A 24036-nucleotide genomic window follows, 5' to 3' on the forward strand; every position below is an offset into this window, starting at 1 on the left:
GATGATCTCGTTCTTTATCAGACATATGTGTGTAGGTCATACCTGCCCATTGTAGGCCAGGCCTTCATACCGTCACTGTGTTGCACTAGCATATGGAACTTCGGTCCCTCACAAACCCATTGCGAAAAATGTGGAAAACGATTATAATTCAAGTGTTATGAAAAACCAGTTCTCCACGAAACACCTTATTTGTACGCCGGTACGCCGATGGATGGCGTATCCGGGCGGGGTGCTTTTGGATCTGGCCTCATGACACAGTAACTAAACCAGACAACCCAAACTCCAAAAGCACCCATCCCCCAGAGGATGGGTTTTTTATTTTCCGGGGGATGGGTCAAGAAGAGAGGTTATCAGAAAGAAGAGAAAAAGAATGAAATCATTAGAGCAATTGGCACGAGAACAAAAACTGGCTGAGCTGGCTATTGCCCGGCAATGCCTGGAAGACAAAGATCGAAAAATCTGGGAGTTGCAGAAAAAGGTGGAACTGTTGGAAAACCTGCTGAACAGGGCATCGGCTTCGCAGGGACGGCTGCCCCAACCGCAGCCGTTCCAGGAAATCCGGCAGCTGCCCAAAAGATGGGGTGTGCGATGATTGCCATTCTACCGACAGGCACAGACTTTATCATCGGGGCTGTCGAATACGGCGTCCATCGCTTTGCCGGTGCAAACCGCAAAGCGTGGCGCCGTCCGTCGTTCTTAAAACAAGCTGCTGGCAACAAAAAGAACAAAACCAACCAAGGCCACGCAGAGTGCCGTCCAGGTGCGGGTCCGGTTCATGGGTTCGCCAAACAACCGGCCTTCAAAAGCTGATGAAATCCATCGCCGGTGGCGGACCAAATGATACCCGATAAGCAAAACCAGAAGAACCCCGAGCCGTTCATGCAGTTCATGCCAGGCATGACGGTCGATCCCCCAAAAAACCCGATTCATCGGGCCCTTCAACTCATCAAAAACAAATAGACCTGTCCAGGCCAGCATTACCACGCAAAGGAACGCGAGCCCATTTGCAATAAAATCCAAGCTCGTCATATTGATCAGGGATCGTTTTGGTTGTGGGTCCAAACTGTCACTCATGGCATTGTCCTCCATCTGCTTTTGGGACATTGACCGCAGGTTTTTAATGATTATAGGGAATCGAGGGGGACTACGTCCTACAGTTGTTGCATGTTATGGGCCGGGAACTTTACACAGAACTCGGTGCAGCCGGGTTGACTCTGAACCGTGATCAAACCGGAGTGTTTCTTTATAATCTCATACACTAAACTGAGTCCGAGACCTGTTCCCTGCCCCACCGGTTTTGTGGTAAAGAAGGGATCGTATATTTGGGGAAGCACATCGGCGGGAATTCCACTCCCCTGATCGGCCACTTTCAGGCAGACCCACGATTGGGGACTATCCGACAGAAAATACGTCGACACGGTAACCGCCCCGCCATCGGGCATCGCATCCAAAGAATTCTTGGCCAGGTTGATGACAATCTGTTGGACCTGTGTTTTGTTACCCAAGATGTGTGGTAACGAAGCGGCAAAATCTTTTTTTACTTCACATCGTATAATCCGCGCATGGGCCTGAACGAGCGACAAGGCTCCCTCGACGGTTTGATTGAGATCCAAGGCCTCCAGTTCCGATCGGGAGGCGCGCGAAAAGGTCAAGAGATCTTGTACCAGATTTTTACAACGAATGGCTTCCCGTTCAATGGAATGCACCGGTGGACTGATTGGATCATCCGTTTTGATACGACCGCTGATCCCCTGAGCAAATCCCAATATAATGCCTAATGGATTATTGATTTCATGAGCCACGCCAGCGGCCAAGGTTCCTACGGCAGACATCTTTTCCGATTGCCGCACCACCTCCTGGAGATGCGTTTTTTCAGTAATATCGCGCTGAACCGCCACATAATTGATAACGTGTCCGGTTTTATCTAAAATTGGGCTAATGGTCTCCTCCATCTCCATAATCTTTCCGTTTTTGCACTTATTTTGAATCACGCCCTCCCAAACATTTCCTTTTGAGAGCCGTCCCCACATCAACTGATAAAACGCTGCATTCTGGTGGCCACTGTGAAGAAGACGGGGATTCTTTCCCATAACCTCCGTACGGGCGTATCCGGTTAACCGTTCAAAGCTTGAATTGACATACACGATGGTCCCATCTGCATTCGTAATAATAATGGATTCAAGCGATTGCTCCATGGCGGTCATCAAGAGAGAGCGCTCGTGCTCGGCTTGACGTCGTTCGCTAATATCCATAAATGTGGCAATCGCCCCAGTAATACGATCCCCCTCGAAGATGGGGTAAGACCAGTATTCAACAGAAAACGAGGTCCCGTCGAATCGCCAGAAGACCTCATCGTCAGCATGGGTCCCCTTCCCAATTTGAAAAGCTTTATACATTCGGCATTGGTCTGCGGCTAACGATGTTCCATCGGCGTGGCTATGGTGAATAAGGGGATGCACGTTCTTCCCCAACAGCGCACCGGGATCGGAGTACCCCAGCATCCTTAAAGCGGCCGGATTAATAAACGTGCATTTCCCGTCAAGATCCGATACATAGATCCCCTCTGTGAGAGAATCCAGAAGAAGTCGCAACTTTTGCTCGCTTTGCTGAAGCGCTTTTTGAGCCGTTTTTATTTCCGACACATCAAGGAAAGTCCCAATGACTCCGGCAACATGGCCTGCTTCGTCATTATAAGTCGCTTTATAAAATTGCACCTGATGCAGGCTCCCGTCATGAAACAAAACCTCCCCCTCGTAGCTTTGAAGACCGGGATTCTGAAGCAACGCCAAATCCGCCTGATGGAATTTTTCCGCCAAAGGGGAGAGGTTCACCTCATGAACCGTTTTCCCAACAATGCTTTGTTGAGAATAACCAATGTAGCTTTCGAAAGCTTTATTGCATCCCAGATAACGCCCCTGCGTGTCTTTATAAAAAATGGGGTTGGGCATCGAATCCAGGAGGACACGAAGGAACGCTGTTCGCTCCTGAACACGATGTTCCAGCCCTTCATTCACTTTTTGCAGAGTCTCTTCGATTCGTTTGCGATCCGTGATGTCACGGACCGACTCAATGGAACCAATGATGTGACCGGCTGAGTCATACAGAGGAGCGGCCGTTCCGCTTAAATAACGCAATCCCTTGCGAAGGGTCGGACAGTTGTTTTCGCCAATAACAATCCCGTCTTGAATGGTGACCTGAGGATAGGATTTCCGGATCTCTTCAGAAGGTTTGAGCGCCAGGTCCAACAAAATGGGACGCCGGTCGCCGTAAAAAGGGACGGCATGCTCGTAATTTCCTTTACCCAACATCTCCGACGACTTGACTCCGGTATATTCTTCCGCCGCCCGGTTCCAGAGAATCACTTTCCCGTCCAGATCAATGGCAAACGTGGGATCCGGAAGCAGGTTGACAAGGTCTGACAGTCGTCGTTCGGAATCTCGTAGAGCCATTTCCGCTTTTGTTCTCTCGATGATTTCTTTGTCCCGCTCCAAAATTCTCTTTTCCAGCACCGCGGCTTGATCTTTCAGAAGCTTTTCCCTCTCCTGGAAATAATCGATCTTGCGATGCATGTCGGAAGGCGTCAGTTTTAAGTCCGCCATCATATCGGCGTAAGTCTGTTTTAAAGCGTTTTCTTCCGAAGACGTAACAATGCTGCTTTTGCCTACGGCTTGATGCGCCGCCGCCGCACCAATAACGCTGGCTAAGCGTTTTTCCACTTCATGGTAGAGTTCCGCCAACTCCGTAATGGATAGAGTGTTTTTTTGATCAAATTGCAGCGTCAGCAGGCATTGTTCAGTGGCTTCGGATGATTTTTCAACCTCAAAATACTCCTTAAATAACTCCTTGATTTTCTTCTTCTTGTTAAAGAGATCAATTATTTGTTTTCCAAACAATTGCTTCCTCGGGGCAGTCTCCGTCAACACGTTCACAAATTCCTCGGAGAGATCCCCCTCCGCCACAGCAGGGGAAGAAGTCAAAGAACCGAAAATGTAAAATCCTATATTGAAAATGAGGGTCCAAAAAACAGCCTGCGAAAGAGGATCAATCCCATTTAAACCGAGAAGATGTTCCGGCCGAAGCAGATCGATGTGCCAAGGTCCTTCATCCAGAAACGTTTGAGGTAGCCAGCCCCCCTTAACAAAAACAGGAAAGATTAACGTATAAAACCATGTTAGGAAACCTGCTCCAATGCCCCACAGAGCCCCCAGTCGATTCCCTCTTTTCCAGAACAATCCTCCGATAATGGATGGACCAAATTGCATCACCGCCGCAAAAGAAAGCATGCCGGTGTCTACCAATGAGAAGCTCATGCCCACATACCGCTCGTAGACATAGCTCGTCAGAATAATGCCCGCCACGGCAAACCAGCGGCACTGGAGCATATAGCGCTTCAGGAACTTGATGCGCGGCATCCATTCGATCACGGGAAGCATCAAATGATTGGTGAACATGGTTGAAAGGGACATCGCACAAATCATAATCATGCCGCTGGCCGCGGAGAATCCACCGAGAAACACCAACAGGGACAAATATGGCTGTCCAGCCATTACGGGCAATCGAAGAACAAAGGTGTCCGCCTGCGTAACGGGCAATCCGCTTAACAATCCCCCCATCGCGATCGGCATGACAAAAAGCATCAGCAACAACATATAGAGCGGGAAAAGCCACATGGCGGTCCGAATATGTTTCTCGTGAAAGTTTTCAATCGTCTGAATATGAAACTGTCGAGGCAGAAATGAGAAAGCCGCCATCGAGAGCACCAGATAGGTGGTCCAGATCATGAAAAAGGATGACCCCGTTTCGGGATGGGCCAACGACTGGCTGACCGGACTTTGCAGAAAACGTGTAAAAAGAGGACCCACTCCTCCAAAAAGGGCATACGTTACGAAAAGGCCAACCGCTACAAGAGCAACCAGTTTGAACAGGCCCTCCACGACCATGGCGGCCACCATGCCTTGGTGCCGCTGGGTGGGGACCTCTCGCCGGGCGCCAAAGAGAATGGTGAAAAGAATAATAAAACCAACAATCACTGGTTCGATTAAGGTGTGCATACGGCTCTGACTATTCGTTAAGTTGGATAGAATTCCGAAAGTCGAGATGATGGCCTTAAGCTGAAGAGCTATATAGGGGACAATGCCAACGATGGCACCCATAGAGACCAGAGCAGCGATCCCTGTCGATTTGTTATAGCGAAGTGAAATAAAGTCCGCCAAGCTTGTCACTTTATAGATGTTTTTAATCCGGATCATCTTACGCAAGGTTATCCACCAGAGCATCATCACCAGGGTGGGTGCGAGATAGACCGTCAAAAAGAGCATCCCTGTATTGGCGGCCTTGCCCACGCTCCCATAGAACGTCCAGGCCGTGAGATAAACTGAAAGAGATAGGGTATACGTTAGCGGATTATTGCCTACATCCTGTCCGGCGGCGGCTTTTCGTTCCGCCCATTGAGCAACAATGAATAGGATCAACAGATAAGCGGCCATCACTCCGCCGATGAACCAAGGGCTAAACACGGGGCTCGTCCTTTTTGTTTTGTCGGCTTTCAGGAGGCGCGTCTTGCTCGAGACAGCGAGTGATCAAGAAAATCACGGCGATGAGAATGGCCCAGACTGTGAAAAGATAGATAAACTGCGCTTTGAGCCCGGCGTGGCTGGATACGGTCAGAAAAGGCCAGTTCAATAACATGCAAAAGATCCCAAACAAGAAGAGCTGGAATCCCTGTTGACGCAAAAGGGAAGAGAGCTTTTTCATCGTTTTCTTCTATTAAACACCTCTTCCTATGTAAAGAGACTATGGGATTCAGTCAAGGAAACATTTTGCTAACACCGCGGCTATTAAATGAGGCTTCACTGATCGGCTTTCTTGTTATTATTTAAGGCATGTTGAGGCGCCCCAGGGTTCAAACAGGATTGGATGTACTGGTCAACAAGAAATTCGTGCTCTTGAAAGGAGCCCGAGTTGGCCTGCTCTGCCATCAAGCCTCTGTTGATCGATCCCTGCGACATCTGATGGACCTTTCCTCAAATAATGACGTGACAATCTCCGCTCTGTTTGCCCCGGAACATGGACTATCAGGAACCGCTCAAGACCAGATTCCAATAGAGAGGGAACACTCTTCCACCGTTGGAATTCCTGTTTTTAGCCTCTATGGCCGTCAGAGAATTCCTTCGACTCAACAACTTTCTTCTTTGGATGTTCTGGTGTGCGATTTACAGGACGTTGGAAGCCGTTATTACACCTTTATCTGGACCATGATCCTAGCCATGCAGGCTTGCGCAACGTTTGGCAAACGCTTTATTGTCCTGGATCGCCCCAATCCCATTGACGGCCTCACCATGGAAGGACCGGTGCTGGACTTGGTTTTCGCCTCTTTTGTGGGGTTGTACGCACTTCCCGTCCGGCACGGAATGACGATCGGAGAAATTGCCCGATGGGCGAATGAGACCTACAACATCGGGGCTGACTTAGAAGTGATCCCGATGCAAGGCTGGAAACGATCCATGTCTTTTGCAGAAACGGGTCTTCCCTGGGTTCCCCCCTCCCCTAATATGCCGACGACCGATACGGCACTCGTTTATCCCGGAGGCTGTTTGATTGAGGGGACGAACCTTTCCGAAGGACGGGGAACCACGCGGCCTTTTGAGTGGGTTGGGGCGCCTTTCATCGACGGCGAAGCACTGGCGGTGGATCTGAACACCGCTCAACTGCTCGGAGTTTGGTTCCGCCCCTGTGCGTTCGAACCGGCTTTCCACAAGTTCAAAGGGGAACGCTGCGGCGGTGTCCAGATCCATGTTCTGGATCCGAAGCAATTTAAACCCTTCCTTTGCTATCTCATCTTGATCGAGCGGGTTTACCAACGCTACTCGAAACAGTTCGCCTGGCGACGACCGCCCTACGAATACGAAAAGCAGAAGCTTGCTTTCGACATTCTCTGCGGAACGGACCGCATCCGGCGAACGATTGAAGCGGGTCGCGCGGTCCGTCCTCTGGAGAAAACTTGGGGACAATCCATTGAACACTTCCGCCAGGAGCGCCGACCCTTCCTTCTGTATAATGAATCCCTGTGACGCTTGAAGAATTGGTCGGTTCCTGCCTTGTTTTTGGTATTCCCGGCACGCACATTACACCGGAAATCATTCAACACTTTCGAGAAACCCGTTGCCGCGGCTTGATTCTTTATCGCATCAACTTTGAATCTCCTGATCAACTCCGTAAACTGATTTCCGATCTAGAGAACGCCCTGGGGTGGAAACTGCTCGTCTGCGCGGATCATGAAGGCGGACGGGTGATCATGTTCCGCGACAGCATCACTGTTTTCCCCTCCGCCCAGGCGATCGGACAAACCGGAAACACCCCCTATGCGCACCATCAGGGAGAACACGAGGGACGGGAGCTTCGGCGCCTGGGGATCGACGTGAATTTCGCACCGGTTCTGGATGTCCTGACCGAAGCCTACAGTCCCAATATCGGCATCCGGGCTTTCGGAAAAGACCCGGAGGTCGTGGCGAAAATGGGCGCGGCTCGCATCTCCGCCATGCAGGTGGAAGGCCTTTCCGCGTGCGCCAAGCATTTTCCGGGCCTGGGCCCGGCGACGCTCGACCCCCATTTAAACCTTCCGACGATTGCCGCGACCTGGGACGATATGGAGCGCGTTCACATGGTCCCCTTCCTGAGGGCCATGCAAGCGGGTGTGCACGGCATGATGACGTCCCATCCTCTTTATCCGAAGCTGGACTCTACCCCACGAACCCCGGCCACCTTCTCGCGAAAAATTGTTCACGATTATCTACGTCAGAAAATCGGCTATAAGGGCGTTATTTTCTCCGACGATCTTGAGATGGGCGCCATCACGGAGCTTTGCCCTATCGGTGAAGCCGCCGCTCGTGCCGTGGCCGCCGGGCATGATGTGGTCCTGTCCTGTCATGACATGAAGGCTCAACAACAAGTTTTCGCGTCCCTGGTTGAGGCCTATCGCAGCAAAAGACTTCTCAGGAAGGATCTGGAAGAAAACGTTCAGCGGGTCAACCAGCTGCAGGCTCAGCGAACCGAACGCTTCGCCCCGCCTCCGGTAACTGAAGGACGCGCACAGGAGGAATGTCAGGAGGCGCGGACGCTGGTAGAGACGATCTGTCATCAGTCCGTGAGCGTTCTCCGCGCCGGTCCTTCTTTGTCGCCATCGGCCCGGACGATTATTGTTTTTCCCCGTCTGTCGGATCTGGCTTCGCGCATTATGATTGAAACCGCCTTATTGGATGAGATTTCCTTCTTTGAATCCCGGTTGAAACCCGTGGGGTTGCCGCACAGGGTCCATCGCGTCGCCATGAATCCAACGGAAGAAGAAATCCGCGCGGTACGCGTTGACATGGAATCCGCTGAGCAGACGCTTTTGTTTGTCTTCGACGCGCATCTCTCCGCGGGGATGTGCTCTCTCCTGGAATCGGCGCAGAAGAGCGCCAAAAGACTGGTGGTGGTCCTGCTGAGAGACGTCTACGACGCGGAGTTTGTTCAGCCGGGAGTCTATTGTCTGACCAACTATGGTTTCCGCGTCTGCGACATCGAGGCGGTGCTGCGAAAGATTTTCCGGCGATGATCCCTCCGGCCAACATCATCGGTATTGATTTGGGAGGCACCTGGATCCGCCTCCAGGCCCTGGATGTGTCCGGACGGCCGGTCTGGTCGCTAAAACAATCTACGGTATCACCCGAAGCCTTGGCGCCGTTTTTGAAGCGCGTCTGGAAGAAGCGAGGTAGACCGGAACATCTGGCCGTTGCTTCCCGGGGCATCTGGACCGTTGCCGAACGTTCCCGGCTTAAGAAACAGCTGCTCCCCCTCGCGACGCGCGTCACTGTCATGTCAGACGTCGAAGCGGCGTGGTTGGCGGCATTTGGTTATAGAACCCTCACCCCAACCCTCTCCCTCAACAGGAAGAGGGTACCCTTCACCACGAAACCACGCAAAATAACACCCCTCCCCCTGCTGAGGGGGAGGGCAAGGCCGACCGCAGGGAGAGCCGCGGGTGAGGGTATGGGCGTCCTGATCATTTCCGGCACTGGTTCGATCGCCTACGCCCGGGATTCCGACGGCTGTGCCCGCCGGGCAGGAGGCCTGGGACCCCTTCTGGGTGACGAGGGATCAGCTTTTTGGATCGGACGCGCCTGGCTGCGCGGCCAGGCCAAAACAACGAATCTCCCGGTGAGACAGGTCGCTGCCCTGGCAACCAAAGCGATTCGACTGGCTCATCAGGGGGATCGGAATGCTTTAAGGATCATCCGTGAAGCTCAAGGCGCTTTGGCAAACCTGGTGGCGGAGTCCGTCACGGACATGCATTTTCCAAAGGCCGTCCCTGTCAGTTGGGCCGGAAGCGTTTTGAATAATCCCTGGTTTCGTGTAGGATGGGTCCGGGCTGTCAGGCGGCATCCGAAACTGGCTCGCCGGACGATTCTCTGGCAGGAGCCCCGTACGGACGCGGCGACCGCCATCGCTTATTACGCTCTCTATGGTTAACATCGAATCCTCTCTCGCAGAAAATACACTGCCGGACTATTTGAAACCCGGTCTGCGGCTTCTTTTTATTGGGATCAATCCGGGGACCTATTCCGCTCACGTGGGACATTACTTTGCGCGTCCCGGGAACCTTTTCTGGTGGGCGCTGTCCAACTCGAGGCTCGTGCCACGACCGGTGGAACCGACGGATGACGCGGCCCTGCTCGAGTGGGGCATTGGTCTGACGGATGTGGTGAAACGTCCGACGAACAGCTCAGGGGATCTGCGACAGGATGAATTCGACGTAGGAGCCAAGGCGATCGTGCAAACGCTGGAAACCTATCAACCCGGCGTGGCTTGCTTTGTCGGGATTCTGGGAGCCACCGCTTTTGTCGGACGCCAGGTGAAACCGGGACCGCTGACGGAAAAAATCGGAGCCACTCGTCTTTTTGCTATTCCCTCCCCCAGCCGACGCAACGCCCATTACGGCCGCGAAGGAATTCTGAATTACTTCAAGCAGTTGGCGGGTTTCGTCGGCGGGACAACGACTCCTACGGTTTCCGTTTAATTAGAAAATATAACTGGCCGGTGTCCCAGAAATGGGTGGCGAAACCCTCCGCTTCGGTCCCATGGCCCACAAAGAAATCCACACGTCCCGGCCCTTGAATGGCGCCGCCTTCATCCTGATTTAGAACAAATCGCGCCAATGCTCCCACGCGGATCCAGGCCAGCAGCCCTTTTGGAAAAAGCTTGGGATCCGTCGCAATTGACCGTCCCGGCGTCAGAGGGACATCGATATTCCCGTACGCGTCAGGCGCCGCGGAACTCGTATCGATCCGAAAGAAAATATACCGCTCATTGACATTCAGCAGCGCCTGGCGCTGGCGCGGATGGCGATCCATATAGCGAAGAAACGCCGCATGGTTAAACTGCTTTGCCGGGATCCTGCCGGAGGCAATGACATGCTGTCCGACCGAGCGGTATTTCCGCCCGTTGTGGCCATCATAGCGTATGCGCAGCGGCTTCCCATCCCCCACATCCAGCCAACCGGAGCCTTCGATCTGCAGGAAAAAGATATCCATCGGATTTTTCGCCCAGGCGATTTCCAGTTTCCGGCCCGCCAATTTTTGATCGCCGTCAATTTCCCCGCGCGTCCAGTAAGGGACGAGGGCCTGCCCTTGCCGGCGCCCGGCGAGTCGCGCCCCATCCCAAGCTGGATCGAAAAGACCCAGGTCCACATCCACCAAGTCGTCCGGGCGGGAATAGAGGGGATAACAGTAGAGGGTGTCGGGTTGCAAGCGGGCCGAGAGGATCGGTTCATAATAAGATGAAAACGTCACCGCGCGATCGGAAGTTGTTCCAACCGATTGGTAGGCCACGAACTGATCGCGCACAGCGTGAAGCCACTCCGCAGGCGTTCGGGCGGCCTGAAGAAGACCGGCAAACGATTCCATGGACTCAGCCAGATCCCGAGCCGTGTACGTGTCGTCGGCGATCAGATAAGCTTGGCGGACGGGAAGCTGGCGGAAATACGAAGCGCTTTGCAGCGCGGCGGTGCGCAAGGACTCCGTATCCGCGTCATCGGAGAAGACGGGAAGCGCCTCGGGAGGGACGCGGCGAAGGGCGGAGGCTTTTGTCACCGGAACCGCGGGCGTCACGGCCGAGGGCAGGAGAGAAGGCGTGGTCACGCACCCCGACAACAAACAGGATGCCAGGACTCCGGGCAGAATAAGATGAATGCGATTCATTTTCCTCTTCCTCCGTCATCCTCGGCGGTCACTGGCCGGGGATCCATCATTATTGTTTAGATCCCCCGCCAGAACCCGCGGGGGATGACGTCTGTGGAGGCTATTCTAATATTTTGGGAGGAGGTCGCGAGCGGCTAACGACAGATAGGAATAGACAGCGGCCAGCTGCTGGGCCACGAGTTCCGGATTGGAAACCACCTCTTGACGAAGCTCGTTGACGAGATCAATATCCACCGTCGTATTGCTGGCTTTTTGAAGGCTCTGAGACAGTTGATACAGGGCGTCCACCGCTCCCGGACGGAAGTTCAAGCTGTCCCGTTCGAAAATTTCCTGCGCCGAAATCCCAACCCGGACACGGCCGTCAAAAACGAGCATGTAGTAATACTTGGTCTGCCAATTGGCCTTATTGACCCCCGTCAGCGCGCGGTTCCGGATGCGCTCGACGGTTTCTTTGCGGATGCGCTCGATATAACTCTGTGCTTCGTCGGCATGATCCTTATGTCGAATCGCCTGATCAAACTGTTCAACCGCATCGCTATAACGCGCGGCCTGATAGAGTTCGACTCCATGCTGAAAGTATACGGAAGGAGTCGAGTTGGCTGAAAAAAGCGGCCCGGCCAGTCCCAAAACCAGCAGGGAGGCAACGAAACCGCGGAGAGGAAACGGGAGAGCCATCATTTCGAATTCCCCCCGGTCTTTAACCAGAACACAGCGATTTCGCCACGAATCGTCGGTTGAGTGCTGTCGTGCTCGATCTGGCCCGGCGCGAGACGCAACGCCTTCTCCAACGCTGAAACCAATGTAGTCTCCCGCTGGGCCGATAAATTTTTGTCTTCCCCGGTGATCCGGACGTGCATCTTGGTCAGGCCTCGCTCCCGCAGGCGTTCCTGAAACCGGCTGATCATCACCAAGCCTTCAAGGGATAGATCCGATTTACCGGCCGCAAACAAGCGTGATAAAGAAAATTCGATGGTCTCGGATTCCTCGGAACCATACGCCATTGCCGGAAGAATGACGCTGTCGCCCTGAATCACCGTCGCCTTTTCATCCGGACCGATAAGGGTCAGCTGCGCGCTGTAAAGACGATCTACTACCGCGAATTTCTTCTCCGAATCCTTACCCTCCCAGATAAACTCATCCGGAAGCCCATTGGTCCCCCGTTGGCGGAAAATCGTCTGCCCCTGAGGATTAAAGACTTCAAACATCCAGTTCACAATTTGAAGTTTCTTATCCCTGGGCGGCGTCATTCGGAGGAACGGCGTCTCCGAGATCGGCGTGACCCATGGGTAGAAAGGCGCGTGGCCCTTCACTTCCCGCCGGGCGTTAAACTCGGACGCGAGCGCAATTGGAAGTTTTTCGAGTAATATTTTCTGGGATGGATCTTCCGGGAAGTCTTGAAGCTTTTCCAGGTTCATCGTCACCGGCGCAACGATCTTTTTGACAAGGTACCGGCCTTTAAACTGGCCCTTGATTTGGACTTCCATTTCATCCTGGATCTGCCGGCTGGGGTTCGCCGATGCAGCCGTAGGCGTCGCCGCCATCGTGAACGACGGCAAAGATAAACCGACCGTCAATGCGATGAGTTGATGGAGTCTCATTTGAGTTCCGCCATCCGCGTCCGGGCCTGTTTGGCCACTTCCGGATCCGACGTTGAAGCAGCGATGTCCTGATACAACGCTCGCAACTTGGCGTTTGGAGCGCTTTCCTGCTCATACAACTCACTCAATTTGATGAGCGCCGCCATTCGAAATTCATTCTTCCCCGCCGGGGCGGCCCGCAATTGTTCCAGAAGCTGTTTGGCCTGAACGGTATTGTGCTGCAGATCGCTCAGGAGCGCCCGGCGATAAAGCGCCTCCAGATACTCCGGCGTTTTCTGGGGCACCCGGGCATAGATGGCCATCGCATCGCCCATTTTGCCCTGGACTTCAAGCAAGGAACCCATCTGGAGCCAGACCGCATTGATTTTGGGATCGGTCGGATAATGTTCAATCACATACCGGTAGGCATAAACCGCCTTATCCAGATGGAAGGCCTTCTTGTGCGCCAGCGCGATATTCAACCAGGCCTCTTTGGCCAGGGGATGCGCCGGGAAACGTTGCAGGAACGCTTTAAAATCCGTCACGCTGTCGTCAAAGGCCCCCTTGCGGAACAGACAGACCGCTTTCTGGAACATGGCATTCGGCACGCGTTCATGCTTCGGGAACGAGAGGTAGAAATTCTGGTAGGAGTTGGCCGCGTCGTCCCAGCGCTGGAGCCAGAAATAACAGTCGGCGTTATAAAAGTAAGCCAACGGGGCATACTCGTCGTTCGGATAGCTCAGCATGATCTTTTCGAAGAGCTTCTGAGCGGTTTCGTACTTTTGCGCGTTGAAAAGCGCCGCGCCTTTTTCCCACAAGAGCGCCGCGCCGCCCGCGCTGCCCGGGGCCAGCTTCAGAAGCTCCGCCTGCTGGGACGACGAAATAGAGACTTTCTTCTGATGGAAGGAACTCAAGAGGTTATCGGCCGCCTTCGGAATCCGGGCATCATCCGGATATCGTCCGGCAAAAGACAGCAGCTCATTGACAGCCGTTTTAAGGTTATTCTGATTGAACGCGCACTGAACCAGCTGAAAGGCTCCTTCCTTACCCGCCTCGGTATTGGCATAGGAAATCTTTAAGGTTGAGAAAGTCGCTGCAGCCTCGGCCCACTGGCCCAGCCCGGCCTGCGTATTCCCGATCCGCATCAACGCATCCGGAACCATGGGACTTGCTTTGAAATTATTGGCCAGGTTTTTCCAGCGTTTGATCGCCTCCTGATAATACTGCTGATGCGCCAGCGCATCTCCGGCACGATAAAGCGCTTCCGTTCGAATGACCGTCTGGGTTGATGCCTGAACCAGATGTTCCCAGGCGCTCGTGGCTTTGGCAAATTCGCGCTGGTTGTAAAAGATTTTGGCCAATTCCAGCTCCACCTGCTCAGCGAATTCCTTATTCCCCAGATCGCGCGCACGCATCAGGGCCTGTTGGAGCGCGATCACGGCTTCCCCGTCACGGCTGGGGCCTTGCGCGGACATCGCCGCACCGAGCGCCTCCAGGGCGTAGGGAACCAGCGAGCTTTGCGGCGCCCGCATGATGAATTCCTTGTAAATCTTCTCAGCGTTGGTGAGATCATTCAGCTGGTAGTAGGCATCCGCGACCCAGTAAAGCGTATTCTGGGTCCATTCATCCACACCCAGGGTGTTCGCCTTGGCCATCCGGTTGTGGACTTCATTCAAAATACCGGCCATCCGGAAGGGGTCTCTCGACGAATGCAGACACAACGTCATTAAATACGCGGCTTTGCCGCAGGCGGAACTGTCGGGATACTTGTTCAGGAGATCCTGATAAACCTCCAACGCATGATCGTATTCCGCCATCCGGTAAAGCGCCAACCCCTTCGCTAAATACGCATAAGAGGTCATGATCTCCTTGGGATAACGGCCGATAAATTTATCCGCCAGGATTTTGGTCCCGTTGAAGTCGTTCAGCAGCAGGTGAGCCCAAAGAATGCGGAACTCCGCGGAAAGTCTCAGTTGGTGGACATCCACTCCGTGCATGCGCGGCGCCAGACCGCGTTCCATTTCCAGCGCCATTTGCTGTTCCTGGATGGCCTTCTTCCAATCTTTCTTAAAGATCGGCACCGAGGCATATAAATAGGTCCACTGAGGACACAGCGAATGATGAGGATACTGCTTCAGCAGATCCGTCAAAATCTTCTCGCATTCGTCAAAATTCTTCTGCTCAAAAAAGAGACAGGCCCGGCGATGCAGCGCCAATGGACGCAATCCCGGGTCGGCCATGGGCCGCGTAACCGGCTTAAAGAACTCCTGCGCCAGCGTCAGGTCTTTACCGTTATAAAAGGCCTCGCCTAAGCTCAGACGCATCCGATCCACCCATTCGCTGTTCGGATCTTTTTGAAGACTCGTCTGATACAAAGGAAGCGCGTGGGCGATCTCTTTCTTTTGAATGTAGCTGACCACCTGGTAATACAGGGAAGACGGCTCATTCGGGAAGCGCTGCAAATACACGAGCGCCTCATCCGGCTGTTCCTGTTCCAGCGCGGCCACCGCACGCATGAGGTTGATCGCCAGATCGTTTGAGAATGCAGGGTTTTCCTGGATCAGTTGTCTGATCAGGCGGCTCATGTCTGACCACTGACGCTGGGTCAGATAACAGCGGGCCTGCAGAAACAGAATCTCCTGCTCGACGTACGGATTGCCGTCCTTGGCCACCTGATCCAATTGCTTGAGCGCTTCATCCGCCTTCCCCTGAAGCAGATGGATCTCCGCCAGGCGCAGGTTGGCGGTTTGTTGAATAAAAATAGAGGGCGAGGGTTTTCTGGCCTTCAGCAGTTTGTGGAAGGCTTTGCGACTTTCATCTAATAAGTTTTGGGAGAAGGCCTGTTCGGCCGCCGCACTGGTGAGTTGAAACCGTATCGGCTCATCGGGAAGCCCTTCCTGCAGGCGCAGGAGCATCTCCGGGACTCCATTCCAATGGCCTTCACGAACCACCACGCCGCCCAGGACAGGAAACGGGTTCACCGTTTCTGCCATTCCGGGGACAGCAACGATTTGAGAAAACAGGGCCCCAACGAGGATAACGCGAAGGGATTTACTGAATGATGATAAGCTTGCCATCTTTCTTTGTTTCAGGAGACTCAATTACGTAGAAGTATACTCCGGAGGCAAGTTTCTCGCCACTATTATTTATCACCGTCCAGTCCAGTGTGCCGGACTGCACGTCGGTGTTAAACACCAAGCGGCCGGTGGCGGTATAGACGCGGATTTTGGCGCTGGAGCCGAGGTTCGTAAAGGTGATGGTCTTCTTCGCACCAGTTGATTTATACGGGACCGGATAAGCATAGGCGTTACCGACGTCATAGCTGACCACGCTGACGGTCGCCTGACCTACAATATTCCCGCTGCGCGCCCGCACCGTAATATTATTGCCCAGAGAAGGTGAGTTGAAAACCCCTGCCCCGCTGACGCTGCCGCCCGTGGTGCTCCACTGGACATTCGACGGCGTCATCGCGTCTCCAAATTGATCCAATCCGGTGGCGCTGAACTGCTGGTTTTGCATCGTCTTGATCGTGATATTGTTCGGGCTGACCGTAATGGCCGACAGCACCTGGACCACGGTCGCCGACGGCGTATTGGCATGCACGGCCCCGTTGGCATTGCTCAGCGTGCACCGCAGGACATAGGTTCCGGCCCTTGAGAAAGTCACCACGGCATTTTTGGCCGCATTCGTACCGTTCGGGCTGGCGCTGATGGCCGCCGGACCGGACTCCAAGGACCATGTGTAATTGATGCTCGCCTCTCCGGACACATTATCCGCGCCCAGCGCCGAGACATTCGCTGTTTTTCCATCCGCATTCAGGCTGATCGTCGGCGTCGTCACAAAATAGGCGCCTGCCGCGATGATATGGAGAGCGGCCGTTCCCGGCGTGGCGCTGCCTAAGGACGCGGTCAGCGTAAAGTCACCGGGTGCCGTAGCACTAAAAACGGTCGAAGCGCCGGAAGCAGGGCTGACGGATCCACCGCCGCTTGTGCTCCAGTTGACGGACGCTCCGGCAATAATCGCATTGAATTGATCCCTGACCGTTGCGGTGAAGCTCTGGGTATTGCCGGTCGCAACCGTTGTGGTAGTCGGAGAGATGGTGATCGAGGTCGGATTGGCCCCCACGCTGACGGATCGAGAGTTCGTCCCGGTTAAACCGGTTCCACTATGGTCCGTCACCGCAATGGTCACGGTGTAGCTCCCATTGCCCGGGAAAGTAATTGTTGTTGCGTTATTGTTGATCTGGTCATTGGGATTGACCGTTACTCCCGCTGACGGACTGACGCTCCAGTGATAACTCAAAAGTGCTGTCCCCCCGTTGTCGGTGGCGGCATCGGAACAACTGGCGGTCGTATTGTTCACCGTACAGGTTGGGGCCGGCACCGTCGGGGCCTCGTTCGGCGTTGTCACCGAGCCAAGATTCAGCCAGGCGCTATCATTGCTTGACGTGCCGGAGGCGCTGACGGTTTTCACGCGAACATAATAGAGTGTTTCAGGAACAATTCCACTCGTAATCGACGCGGTCATGCTGGTGCTGTTTTTCGTCGACGTTTGAGTCTGGCATGTTCCCGTCCCATAACCGGTTGTACACGTCTGGACCGTGTACTGGCTGCCAGTCGGATTTCCCGTTATCGGAGCAGCATCCGTCCAGCCGGCACTCAGAGTCCTCGGACCACTCGCCGAAAGGCTTCCGCCGGTCGGCGCAGCCGGCAAGGTATAAAAGTTGGCGTTCCCCAACGTCGAACTGCACAGGGACCCTTCGTAAAGGACAATTCGGAAGTAATAACGCGTATTGGGAGTCAGTCCGGATAACGCCACACTCAGAGAACTGCCCCCGGCCCATGCGGTCTGGGAACCATAGTCGGACCAGGTGGAATTATCCAGGGAACTCTGCAGCTTATAAGCCGTCAACGACGTCCCGCCGGTAACCCCCGAGATGGTGTAAGTAGCCGTATTGACCCCAATATTGCTGATGCTGGCCGTCCCTCCCCAGCTATCCGTTGTAAAACCGGTATAAGAAATGGCGCTGCTGGATCTCCAGCTTGCGCCGCCGCGGTTGGTCGCGGTGACGGTCGGGGAATACGAGGTTCCCGACTGAAGGTTGGTATACGTCACAGAGTTCTGATCGCTGTAGACGCCCGTTCCGCCAATAACCCTTGTTTGCGTGGCCGATCCCGAAGAAACCGACCCTCCCACGTTGACGGAATAGGTCGTATCGCTCGGGTTGGCCGGAGCCGCCGCCGCATTCTGAAAATTGAGCGTCGCCGAGCAGTGGGTAATGCTCGTCGCCGGGCTGATCGCGACAGGGTCCTTCGCCTGTGTATAAAAGGTGCTCGTCACGTAATCGGGGGCGGCCTGGGTGGGATCATAAACCAGGTGCTCCGTCAGCGTATAGGGCCTGTTGGGTAACAGCGTGGCACAGTCCGCCGAAGCAATGGTCAAAGACGTTGCCCCTGACGCAGGGAACGGCTGGACGCTCTTGGAAAGAGAACAATTTCCAACTTCCGAGCTGGTCAACTGGGTCGCCAACCAGGCGATGACGTTGGTTTGGTCGACAACGCTGGTGTTTGTTCGAGCCGTAAACTGAAGCGGCAGCGTGTCAGCCGAAGCAATATTGTCGAATCCCGCATTGGTGAGGACATCCGTTACCTGCGAACCGATAGAAACCCAGGCGGAACAACCGGCGTCTGTCGGCGAAGAAGAACCCGGGGGACAGGCTTTGGCATAGGTATTGTAACTCGCGTTAGCCAACAGCGGCTTGATGGTCTGGGCAATGACATCGGTGGAAAGCGCCGGGTTTGTGTAATCCGCCGTATAGACAATGACCGTGTTTCGATCGAGTGTCCCGTTGTTTTGCGCCGATCCCAAAGTCGTCGCCTGGAAGAAATAAATGCTGTTGGTGACATTGGGCGTCGCCGCGTTTTGCACCGATTCCGATATCGTGGTGGCCGTATGTCCTGTGATTGATCCGTTTCGGGGTGCATTACAGGGGTCCCCACCACCCGTACAGGTGGCATGGACCACACGGGTCAATCCCAGCGCGAGGCCCAATATAAGGAATAATCGAAAATTTCTCATGGTTTAGTGTCCCCCTCTTGTCGAGGCTGGGGTAGTGGTGTTTTGTGCCGATCGAGGAGTTCCCATATTCAGGAGTTGTTCCAGGTCATCCATTTCCGGCAGCGCTTGTTTGCGCTGGCCGCCCATCACCGGGTCATAGGACTTGCCCTGGCGGGCGATCATCTGCGCCTGCTGCCCTTCCAACTTGGCCATGGCCACTTTGATGTAGCGCCGGGCCGGTTTATAGTGGGGTTCCATCTCAATTAAGCTATCAAATAGAAGAACGGCTTGCTCATAACGTTCCTGCCGCATCGCGGCTTTGGCCTGCTGCAAAATCTTGCGCTCCTCGGGAGAGAGGATCGGCCGCGGCTCGCCGAAGCGGAAGGAAATCTCATAGCGGTGGTTCATGCCCAGTTCGCCCTGGCCGGAATACGCATAGTCAAAGGAAACACCCTTGATCCGAAGACCGATGCCGGCGCGAGCGCCTAACCCTTCCGTATGGTTCTTCACGTACCCGCCCCGAAGCGCCAGCTGAGGAATCAACCAATACTCCGCGCCTCCGGAAATAATAGCCTCATCGTCTCTCGGCATACCATAATCGAGTGATACATTCAGTTTCCGGTTCATCATCTGTACGGCCGCGATGCCGAAACGCGTCTGGAGCGGCAGCGGATCGCGCTGCTCTAAAAATTGAATCCCATTGCCCAGGTTCTGAACAACCGCTCCCAGGCGAATAGTCCCCCCCAAAACCGGCTTGGGATAAATCACGGTCCCGCCCATGTCAAACGCGATTCCATTCGCTTTCACATCCGCCAACTTTTCCTGAATTCCTTTGACGTTGAGGCCAGCCGCCCACTGATTACCCAGCCAGGAAGCGCCTAGCGTTCCAACCGCGCTATAGGCACTTTGATCGCCGGCCTTATTCCCGTTGTCGTCATAGCCTTGGATGTTGCCATAGCCGAGATAAGAAACATTCGCTCCGATGGCACCGTTTTCTAAAGGAATGCCAAGGTTGGCGTTCTGATATTTCATGTCTTGGATGAGCTGACTGTACATGAAAGAAGCCTGACGCTCTTGCATCAAAGCCAGGCCTCCTGGATTCCAGTACAGGCTGGACACATCATCCGCTTGAGCAACATACGCCTCGCCCATACCGATAGCGCGTGCTCCCAACCCGATTTTGAGGACTTCTGCGGCGGTCGTGCCGGGACCAGAGCCCCAGGCCAGACCTGAGACAAAAATAAGAAGCGTTCCCGAGACGCTGAGATGCATGAGTGGATTCTTCATGGGACTAGTATGGCGAATGAAGATTACACGGGAGTATCGCCAAAGTAAATTCGATGTTAACTGAAACGAAGGACCCATGGTAGTCTTTCCTTACCCCAAATGCCCTCCCCTGTCAATGGAAAATTAACATCACTTCACAGACTGTTAATTTTCGTGCTTACTTATATGCTCGAATTGCTATATGTAAATTTCTACAAGCTGTTTTTGCGCGTCAGGCAGGCAAGCAGACTAAAGGAAGAATATCCTAGATAAATCGTTGGTATTGATGAATTGGGAGTTTCCAGACTGTCACGCCGCAGAAGCGGTCCCCCTCCGGGCAGAATGGTTTGACACCGGCCTGCTGGCGCATCCAGCAGGGCGCGCCGAAGTAACGGCCTAGGAGCGGGAAGCGTTTTTGGAGTTGAAGCACTTCCTCCTGCGAGATTTTCCAGATTTCTTCCTGCGCGTTGTAGCAGAGACGCTGGGTCCATTTGTGATGGAAATTCAGCAGCTCACCCGATTCCTCAAAACGAATCGGAAACGCATTGGGCAGCAGATAAAGAACGTCCTCTTCCTTCTCCCCCGCGTTGACGAGATCCGACAGATGCGTCCAGAGCCGCTGCATGCTCCGGCGGTAGTAGTCGAGCGCCTCGGGCGTGGCCTGGATCAGTGCCGGGATGATGTAATCCGGCTCGTTCCAACGAACCTGTTGAATGAGAACGGGCCGGGAACCCGGCGTCATGCGGTGACGCTGGTTCTGCGAATCCGCGGCATGCGAGATCTTCTTCTTGAAAGTGAAATGGGGATGAGACAGGACACGCATCAGTTTACTGATCGACGAGAGGTTGAGCGTTTCGGAAAGATAGGGGTTCCGCGCCGGATTGAGGACAGCATCGATCGCCGTTTCATCGCTCATCTGATTTTTGGGCAGCCCCAGAACGCTCCGGACACCCTGGGCCAGGACCGCTTCGGCATTCGCTTTATAGTCCACAAGCTTGGACGAGTAGCCGCCGAGGTCCTGGTCAAATTCACGGACAAACGCGTCGGGCCATCTGCCTCGAGCCCCTTGATCAAAACCATTGATCAGCTGATACTCCAGCGTTTTTTCCAACGGCAGGGGATCTTCAATAAACTTAAAAAACTCAGGGTCAAACCGGTTTACCGCGTCAACCATTTTCCGGATCACGATTTTCTGTTCCACCGGAGCGTCAAATTGTTCGCAGAGGCGATGGTAGCGATGGAGCGTTAAACCACTGATGGTGTGATAGAGATGCGCGTGCGTCGCCACCGGAAGCGCGTAACGGGCCACTTCCTGACACCGCTTCCGGATCGCGCTCACCCCGTTCTTGTCCTTCGTCGAACGCGCCGGGAAAATACGCTGGTATTCCCGAGCCACCGTCGGTTCCAGAAGCCGGCAAAGGTCGTGATACGTCTCCATTTGCTCCAGGATCGCCTGCTGATAGAACGCCACATGATCGTCCCGAAGCGCCGGAATCGTGAAATTCCCGGGTTTCACCTCCACATAGCGCTGGCTGACCTGCTCGGAGTTATAAAACGGATGGCTATGCAGAAACGACCAAATGAACTGCCGGGACACCTTGTCCAGGACGAACTGGAACGTGGCGTGCTGGATCGTCGTGTGATGGCCGGCCTTGTAAATGGATTCGGCGATACCATCCCGCCGGGCGCGGGCGGCCTCATCATTGGACACGTCCTCCGCATGGATCACCTTGGACGAATAGCAGGTGCGTGCCGTGGCCACTGAGTTGTTGTAGGAATCCTGGAACGCGTTTTCCAGGATCACCACCGGTTCTGGAGATGTTGACCGAACAGGGTGGGTCATAAATCCTTTTGAGTCGTCATCCCCGAGTGACTCTGTCGGGGATCCATGGATTCCCCGCCAGTGACCGAGGGGAATGACGACTTAGCGACACGTTTTCCTCTACAAATAACTATCACGAGAGGAGGTCAGGGAGTTTCAAAAGAGAGTCAATTCGCACCGTGTCATTATAGGGTTTGGCATGACGGTCCAACAACACCGCCTGCATGCCGACGGCCCGGGCCCCCTGGTAGTCGTCGACCAGGCTGTCACCGACATGAAGACATAAGTCGGGAGTCACCTGATAGAAATCCAAGGCATGCTGAAAAATACCCGCTCCCGGCTTGGCGACACCAACGGCCGAGCTGGCGGTCACATGATCAAAGTAGCTGGAGAGATTCAATTGATCCACGATAGAAAAGAGCCGGTGGTCCCAGTTTGAAATAATCCCCATCCGGTAGCCGGCGGCCTTCAGGGTGTCCAGCACCGGAAGAGCATCGTCAAACAACCGCCAGCACTCGGCACGGCCAAAAAGATCGTAAAGCTCCTCAAAGAAAGTGTCGAAATCCCGGAAGGAATCCAGTTGGCCGAAGACGTCCCGCACCAGGTGATACCACCAATCGCGCTCAATTTTCTCGCTGGTTTCACCGGAAAGAGCCGACAACCCATTGCGTTCATGCCACCGGGCGTAAAAGGCTTTTTCCACGGTTTCGGCTTTGACGGATACGCCATGCCGCCAGGCGGTTCGCGCATAGACCTCGCCCACCGAGGGATAGGGGCGAAAGAGGGTTCCCCCCGCATCAAAAAAGATGACCTTTGTTTTCTTATCGTTTGGCATAAATGGTGCGATCCAGAACTCCCGCTTCCCGAAAGGCCCGCCGGCGTTCGGCGCATTTATTGCAGCGTCCGCAATGCACCCGTCTTTTCGGTGCCAGGCATGAAAAACTGTACTGCAGGGGCAGGTCGCGCCCCCGTCGAATCACTTCGGCTTTGCTGAGTGAACGGAACGGGGCCCGGATTTTGAGAGGGCTGGCGAGTCCCTGTCCCAAAGCCTTTCCCCAGATTTTTAAAAAAGCCGGCGTCGCATCCGGGAAGGGGTTGTGATTCAAAGACCCTAAAGCGATCTCAAGGATGCCTGTCATCGCACAAAAGACCGCGGCTTTAACGGTGAGCCCCTGGTTCCGTCCCGGCAGATAGACCGCCGCATCAGCCGTACCAGACCCCGGCGCCGGTTTCCGTCCCAGGCTCCAGTGCGTTTCATACACGTCCTCCATCGGAAGCGTCAAAACGCGAAGGGGTTTGATCCGAGGAGAATGGAGGGCCCGGAGATAACGCTTTAACCAGTACAGCTCAACCGTTTCCCAAACCAGATGTTGGCGGATATAGACTGGCCACACACATGAATACTGCTTCGCCAGCTCGGCCAGAAGCACATCGCTATCGAGTCCTCCGCTCACCAGAACGCAGATCGATCGCCGCATTTTCCCCCCGTCATCTCCCGCAGTCGTAAGCGGGGGATCCAAACATCGATGATGGATCTCGGCCTACGGCCTGCCGGGATGACGTTCTTTAATTATATGATGACACTATGTTCCGTGTGACGAAAGAAATTCATTTTTGCTATGGGCACCGGCTGCTGAACTACAAGGGTCCCTGCCACCATTTTCATGGCCATAATGGAAAGGCAGAAATTCAACTTCAGGCGAAAAAGTTGGACAAAAAGGGCATGGTCCGCGACTTTGGCGAGATCAAAAATATTTTGCATAAGTGGATTAATGAGACCCTGGATCATCGCATGATCCTGAACGAAAAAGATCCACTCCTTCAGACGCTTCAAAAGGCCGGCGAACCCGTCTTCGTTTTAAAAACAAACCCCACCGCCGAAGCCATCGCCCGGCTCATTTATAAAATCGCCCAATCCAAAGGCCTTCCGGTGTCCGTCGTCACCCTCTGGGAAACCCCCAACTCCTTCGCGACATACAGCGAATAAAAGAACGAATAGAGAAGACACCCTCACCCCTGCCTGCTGGTTGGCAGGCAGACCCTCTCCCTCAGCAGGGAGAGGGAGATGATCCCTACTGAA

Annotated in this window: 18 protein-coding genes; 6 read left to right on the forward strand and 12 right to left on the reverse strand. The window is 54.3% G+C overall.

Going from position 1 to position 24036, the window contains the following annotated elements; translation table 11 throughout:
- Positions 1–370: 370 nt before the first annotated feature.
- Positions 371–592, forward strand: a complete 222-nt coding sequence (locus WC859_08315; GenBank protein MFA5976149.1) for a hypothetical protein — start codon at positions 371–373, stop codon at positions 590–592.
- Between the two features lie 104 nt (positions 593–696).
- Here the strand turns inward: WC859_08315 and WC859_08320 are convergent, their stop codons facing one another.
- From WC859_08320 to WC859_08330, 3 genes are all read right to left on the reverse strand, one after another.
- Positions 697–1074 (reverse strand): DUF4405 domain-containing protein, encoded by a 378-nt coding sequence (locus tag WC859_08320; protein ID MFA5976150.1) that lies wholly within the window; start codon positions 1072–1074, stop codon positions 697–699.
- A gap of 77 nt (positions 1075–1151) precedes the next feature.
- Positions 1152–5516: a PAS domain S-box protein gene (locus WC859_08325; protein MFA5976151.1), complete on the reverse strand. Its 4365-nt coding sequence runs from the start codon at positions 5514–5516 to the stop codon at positions 1152–1154.
- Positions 5509–5754, reverse strand: a complete 246-nt coding sequence (locus WC859_08330) for a hypothetical protein (GenBank protein MFA5976152.1) — start codon at positions 5752–5754, stop codon at positions 5509–5511. Before WC859_08330 ends, WC859_08325 begins: the two co-directional genes overlap by 8 nt.
- Positions 5755–5882: 128 nt before the next feature.
- Here WC859_08330 and WC859_08335 point away from each other — a divergent pair, with 128 nt between their 5' ends.
- From WC859_08335 to WC859_08350, 4 genes are read left to right on the forward strand one after another with little or no spacing between them, the layout of a single operon-like run.
- Positions 5883–7070, forward strand: a complete 1188-nt coding sequence (locus WC859_08335; GenBank protein MFA5976153.1) for a DUF1343 domain-containing protein — start codon at positions 5883–5885, stop codon at positions 7068–7070.
- On the forward strand, positions 7067–8593 hold the full coding sequence (gene nagZ, locus WC859_08340; GenBank protein ID MFA5976154.1) for a beta-N-acetylhexosaminidase: 1527 nt from the start codon (positions 7067–7069) through the stop codon (positions 8591–8593). Before WC859_08335 ends, nagZ begins: the two co-directional genes overlap by 4 nt.
- Positions 8590–9507, forward strand: a complete 918-nt coding sequence (locus WC859_08345) for a BadF/BadG/BcrA/BcrD ATPase family protein (protein ID MFA5976155.1) — start codon at positions 8590–8592, stop codon at positions 9505–9507. The genes nagZ and WC859_08345 overlap by 4 nt, the downstream gene beginning before the upstream one ends.
- Positions 9500–10054 carry a mismatch-specific DNA-glycosylase gene (locus tag WC859_08350; protein ID MFA5976156.1) on the forward strand — a complete coding sequence of 185 codons (555 nt, stop codon included), beginning with the start codon at positions 9500–9502 and terminating at the stop codon, positions 10052–10054. The genes WC859_08345 and WC859_08350 overlap by 8 nt, the downstream gene beginning before the upstream one ends.
- On the opposite strand, the gene WC859_08355 is transcribed toward WC859_08350, so the two are convergent.
- The 9 genes from WC859_08355 to WC859_08395 all read right to left on the reverse strand — a co-directional run bounded on the left by WC859_08355 (position 10038) and on the right by WC859_08395 (position 23434).
- Positions 10038–11234 (reverse strand): MltA domain-containing protein, encoded by a 1197-nt coding sequence (locus tag WC859_08355; protein MFA5976157.1) that lies wholly within the window; start codon positions 11232–11234, stop codon positions 10038–10040. The two genes, WC859_08350 and WC859_08355, sit on opposite strands and share 17 nt — an antisense overlap.
- Before the next feature lie 105 nt (positions 11235–11339).
- Entirely contained in the window at positions 11340–11912 is a 573-nt protein-coding gene (locus WC859_08360; GenBank protein ID MFA5976158.1) for a hypothetical protein, read from the reverse strand.
- Positions 11909–12832, reverse strand: coding sequence for a hypothetical protein (locus tag WC859_08365; protein ID MFA5976159.1), 924 nt, complete (start codon positions 12830–12832; stop codon positions 11909–11911). The genes WC859_08360 and WC859_08365 overlap by 4 nt, the downstream gene beginning before the upstream one ends.
- A complete protein-coding gene (locus WC859_08370; protein ID MFA5976160.1) occupies positions 12829–15888 on the reverse strand; it encodes a tetratricopeptide repeat protein in 3060 nt (1019 codons plus the stop codon). The genes WC859_08365 and WC859_08370 overlap by 4 nt, the downstream gene beginning before the upstream one ends.
- Complete coding sequence (locus WC859_08375) at positions 15863–18889, reverse strand: gliding motility-associated C-terminal domain-containing protein (protein MFA5976161.1); 3027 nt, start codon at positions 18887–18889, stop codon at positions 15863–15865. Before WC859_08375 ends, WC859_08370 begins: the two co-directional genes overlap by 26 nt.
- A gap of 3 nt (positions 18890–18892) precedes the next feature.
- Positions 18893–20140 carry a PorV/PorQ family protein gene (locus WC859_08380; protein ID MFA5976162.1) on the reverse strand — a complete coding sequence of 416 codons (1248 nt, stop codon included), beginning with the start codon at positions 20138–20140 and terminating at the stop codon, positions 18893–18895.
- 259 nt (positions 20141–20399) lie between these two features.
- Entirely contained in the window at positions 20400–21977 is a 1578-nt protein-coding gene (locus tag WC859_08385) for an FAD-dependent thymidylate synthase (protein MFA5976163.1), read from the reverse strand.
- Positions 21978–22089: 112 nt separating this feature from the next.
- On the reverse strand, positions 22090–22791 hold the full coding sequence (locus WC859_08390) for an HAD-IA family hydrolase (GenBank protein ID MFA5976164.1): 702 nt from the start codon (positions 22789–22791) through the stop codon (positions 22090–22092).
- Positions 22778–23434 (reverse strand): 7-cyano-7-deazaguanine synthase, encoded by a 657-nt coding sequence (locus WC859_08395; protein ID MFA5976165.1) that lies wholly within the window; start codon positions 23432–23434, stop codon positions 22778–22780. The genes WC859_08390 and WC859_08395 overlap by 14 nt, the downstream gene beginning before the upstream one ends.
- Positions 23435–23541: 107 nt before the next feature.
- Here WC859_08395 and WC859_08400 point away from each other — a divergent pair, with 107 nt between their 5' ends.
- Positions 23542–23943 (forward strand): 6-carboxytetrahydropterin synthase, encoded by a 402-nt coding sequence (locus tag WC859_08400; GenBank protein ID MFA5976166.1) that lies wholly within the window; start codon positions 23542–23544, stop codon positions 23941–23943.
- The last annotated feature ends 93 nt before the right edge of the window (positions 23944–24036 follow it).

The organism is Elusimicrobiota bacterium (assembly GCA_041660185.1).
In the GTDB taxonomy this organism is placed as follows: Bacteria; Elusimicrobiota; Elusimicrobia; order 2-01-FULL-59-12; family 2-01-FULL-59-12; genus JBAZWU01.

Coding starts and splice junctions, on each gene's coding strand:
- WC859_08315 (MFA5976149.1), top strand. CDS start 371: ATGAAATCATTAGAGCAATTGGCACGAGAACAAAAACTGGCTGAGCTG.
- WC859_08320 (MFA5976150.1), bottom strand. CDS start 1,074: ATGAGTGACAGTTTGGACCCACAACCAAAACGATCCCTGATCAATATG.
- WC859_08330 (MFA5976152.1), bottom strand. CDS start 5,754: ATGAAAAAGCTCTCTTCCCTTTTGCGTCAACAGGGATTCCAGCTCTTC.
- WC859_08335 (MFA5976153.1), top strand. CDS start 5,883: ATGTTGAGGCGCCCCAGGGTTCAAACAGGATTGGATGTACTGGTCAAC.
- WC859_08345 (MFA5976155.1), top strand. CDS start 8,590: ATGATCCCTCCGGCCAACATCATCGGTATTGATTTGGGAGGCACCTGG.
- WC859_08350 (MFA5976156.1), top strand. CDS start 9,500: ATGGTTAACATCGAATCCTCTCTCGCAGAAAATACACTGCCGGACTAT.
- WC859_08355 (MFA5976157.1), bottom strand. CDS start 11,234: ATGAATCGCATTCATCTTATTCTGCCCGGAGTCCTGGCATCCTGTTTG.
- WC859_08360 (MFA5976158.1), bottom strand. CDS start 11,912: ATGATGGCTCTCCCGTTTCCTCTCCGCGGTTTCGTTGCCTCCCTGCTG.
- WC859_08365 (MFA5976159.1), bottom strand. CDS start 12,832: ATGAGACTCCATCAACTCATCGCATTGACGGTCGGTTTATCTTTGCCG.
- WC859_08370 (MFA5976160.1), bottom strand. CDS start 15,888: ATGGCAAGCTTATCATCATTCAGTAAATCCCTTCGCGTTATCCTCGTT.
- WC859_08375 (MFA5976161.1), bottom strand. CDS start 18,889: ATGAGAAATTTTCGATTATTCCTTATATTGGGCCTCGCGCTGGGATTG.
- WC859_08380 (MFA5976162.1), bottom strand. CDS start 20,140: ATGCATCTCAGCGTCTCGGGAACGCTTCTTATTTTTGTCTCAGGTCTG.
- WC859_08385 (MFA5976163.1), bottom strand. CDS start 21,977: ATGACCCACCCTGTTCGGTCAACATCTCCAGAACCGGTGGTGATCCTG.
- WC859_08390 (MFA5976164.1), bottom strand. CDS start 22,791: ATGCCAAACGATAAGAAAACAAAGGTCATCTTTTTTGATGCGGGGGGA.
- WC859_08395 (MFA5976165.1), bottom strand. CDS start 23,434: ATGCGGCGATCGATCTGCGTTCTGGTGAGCGGAGGACTCGATAGCGAT.
- WC859_08400 (MFA5976166.1), top strand. CDS start 23,542: ATGTTCCGTGTGACGAAAGAAATTCATTTTTGCTATGGGCACCGGCTG.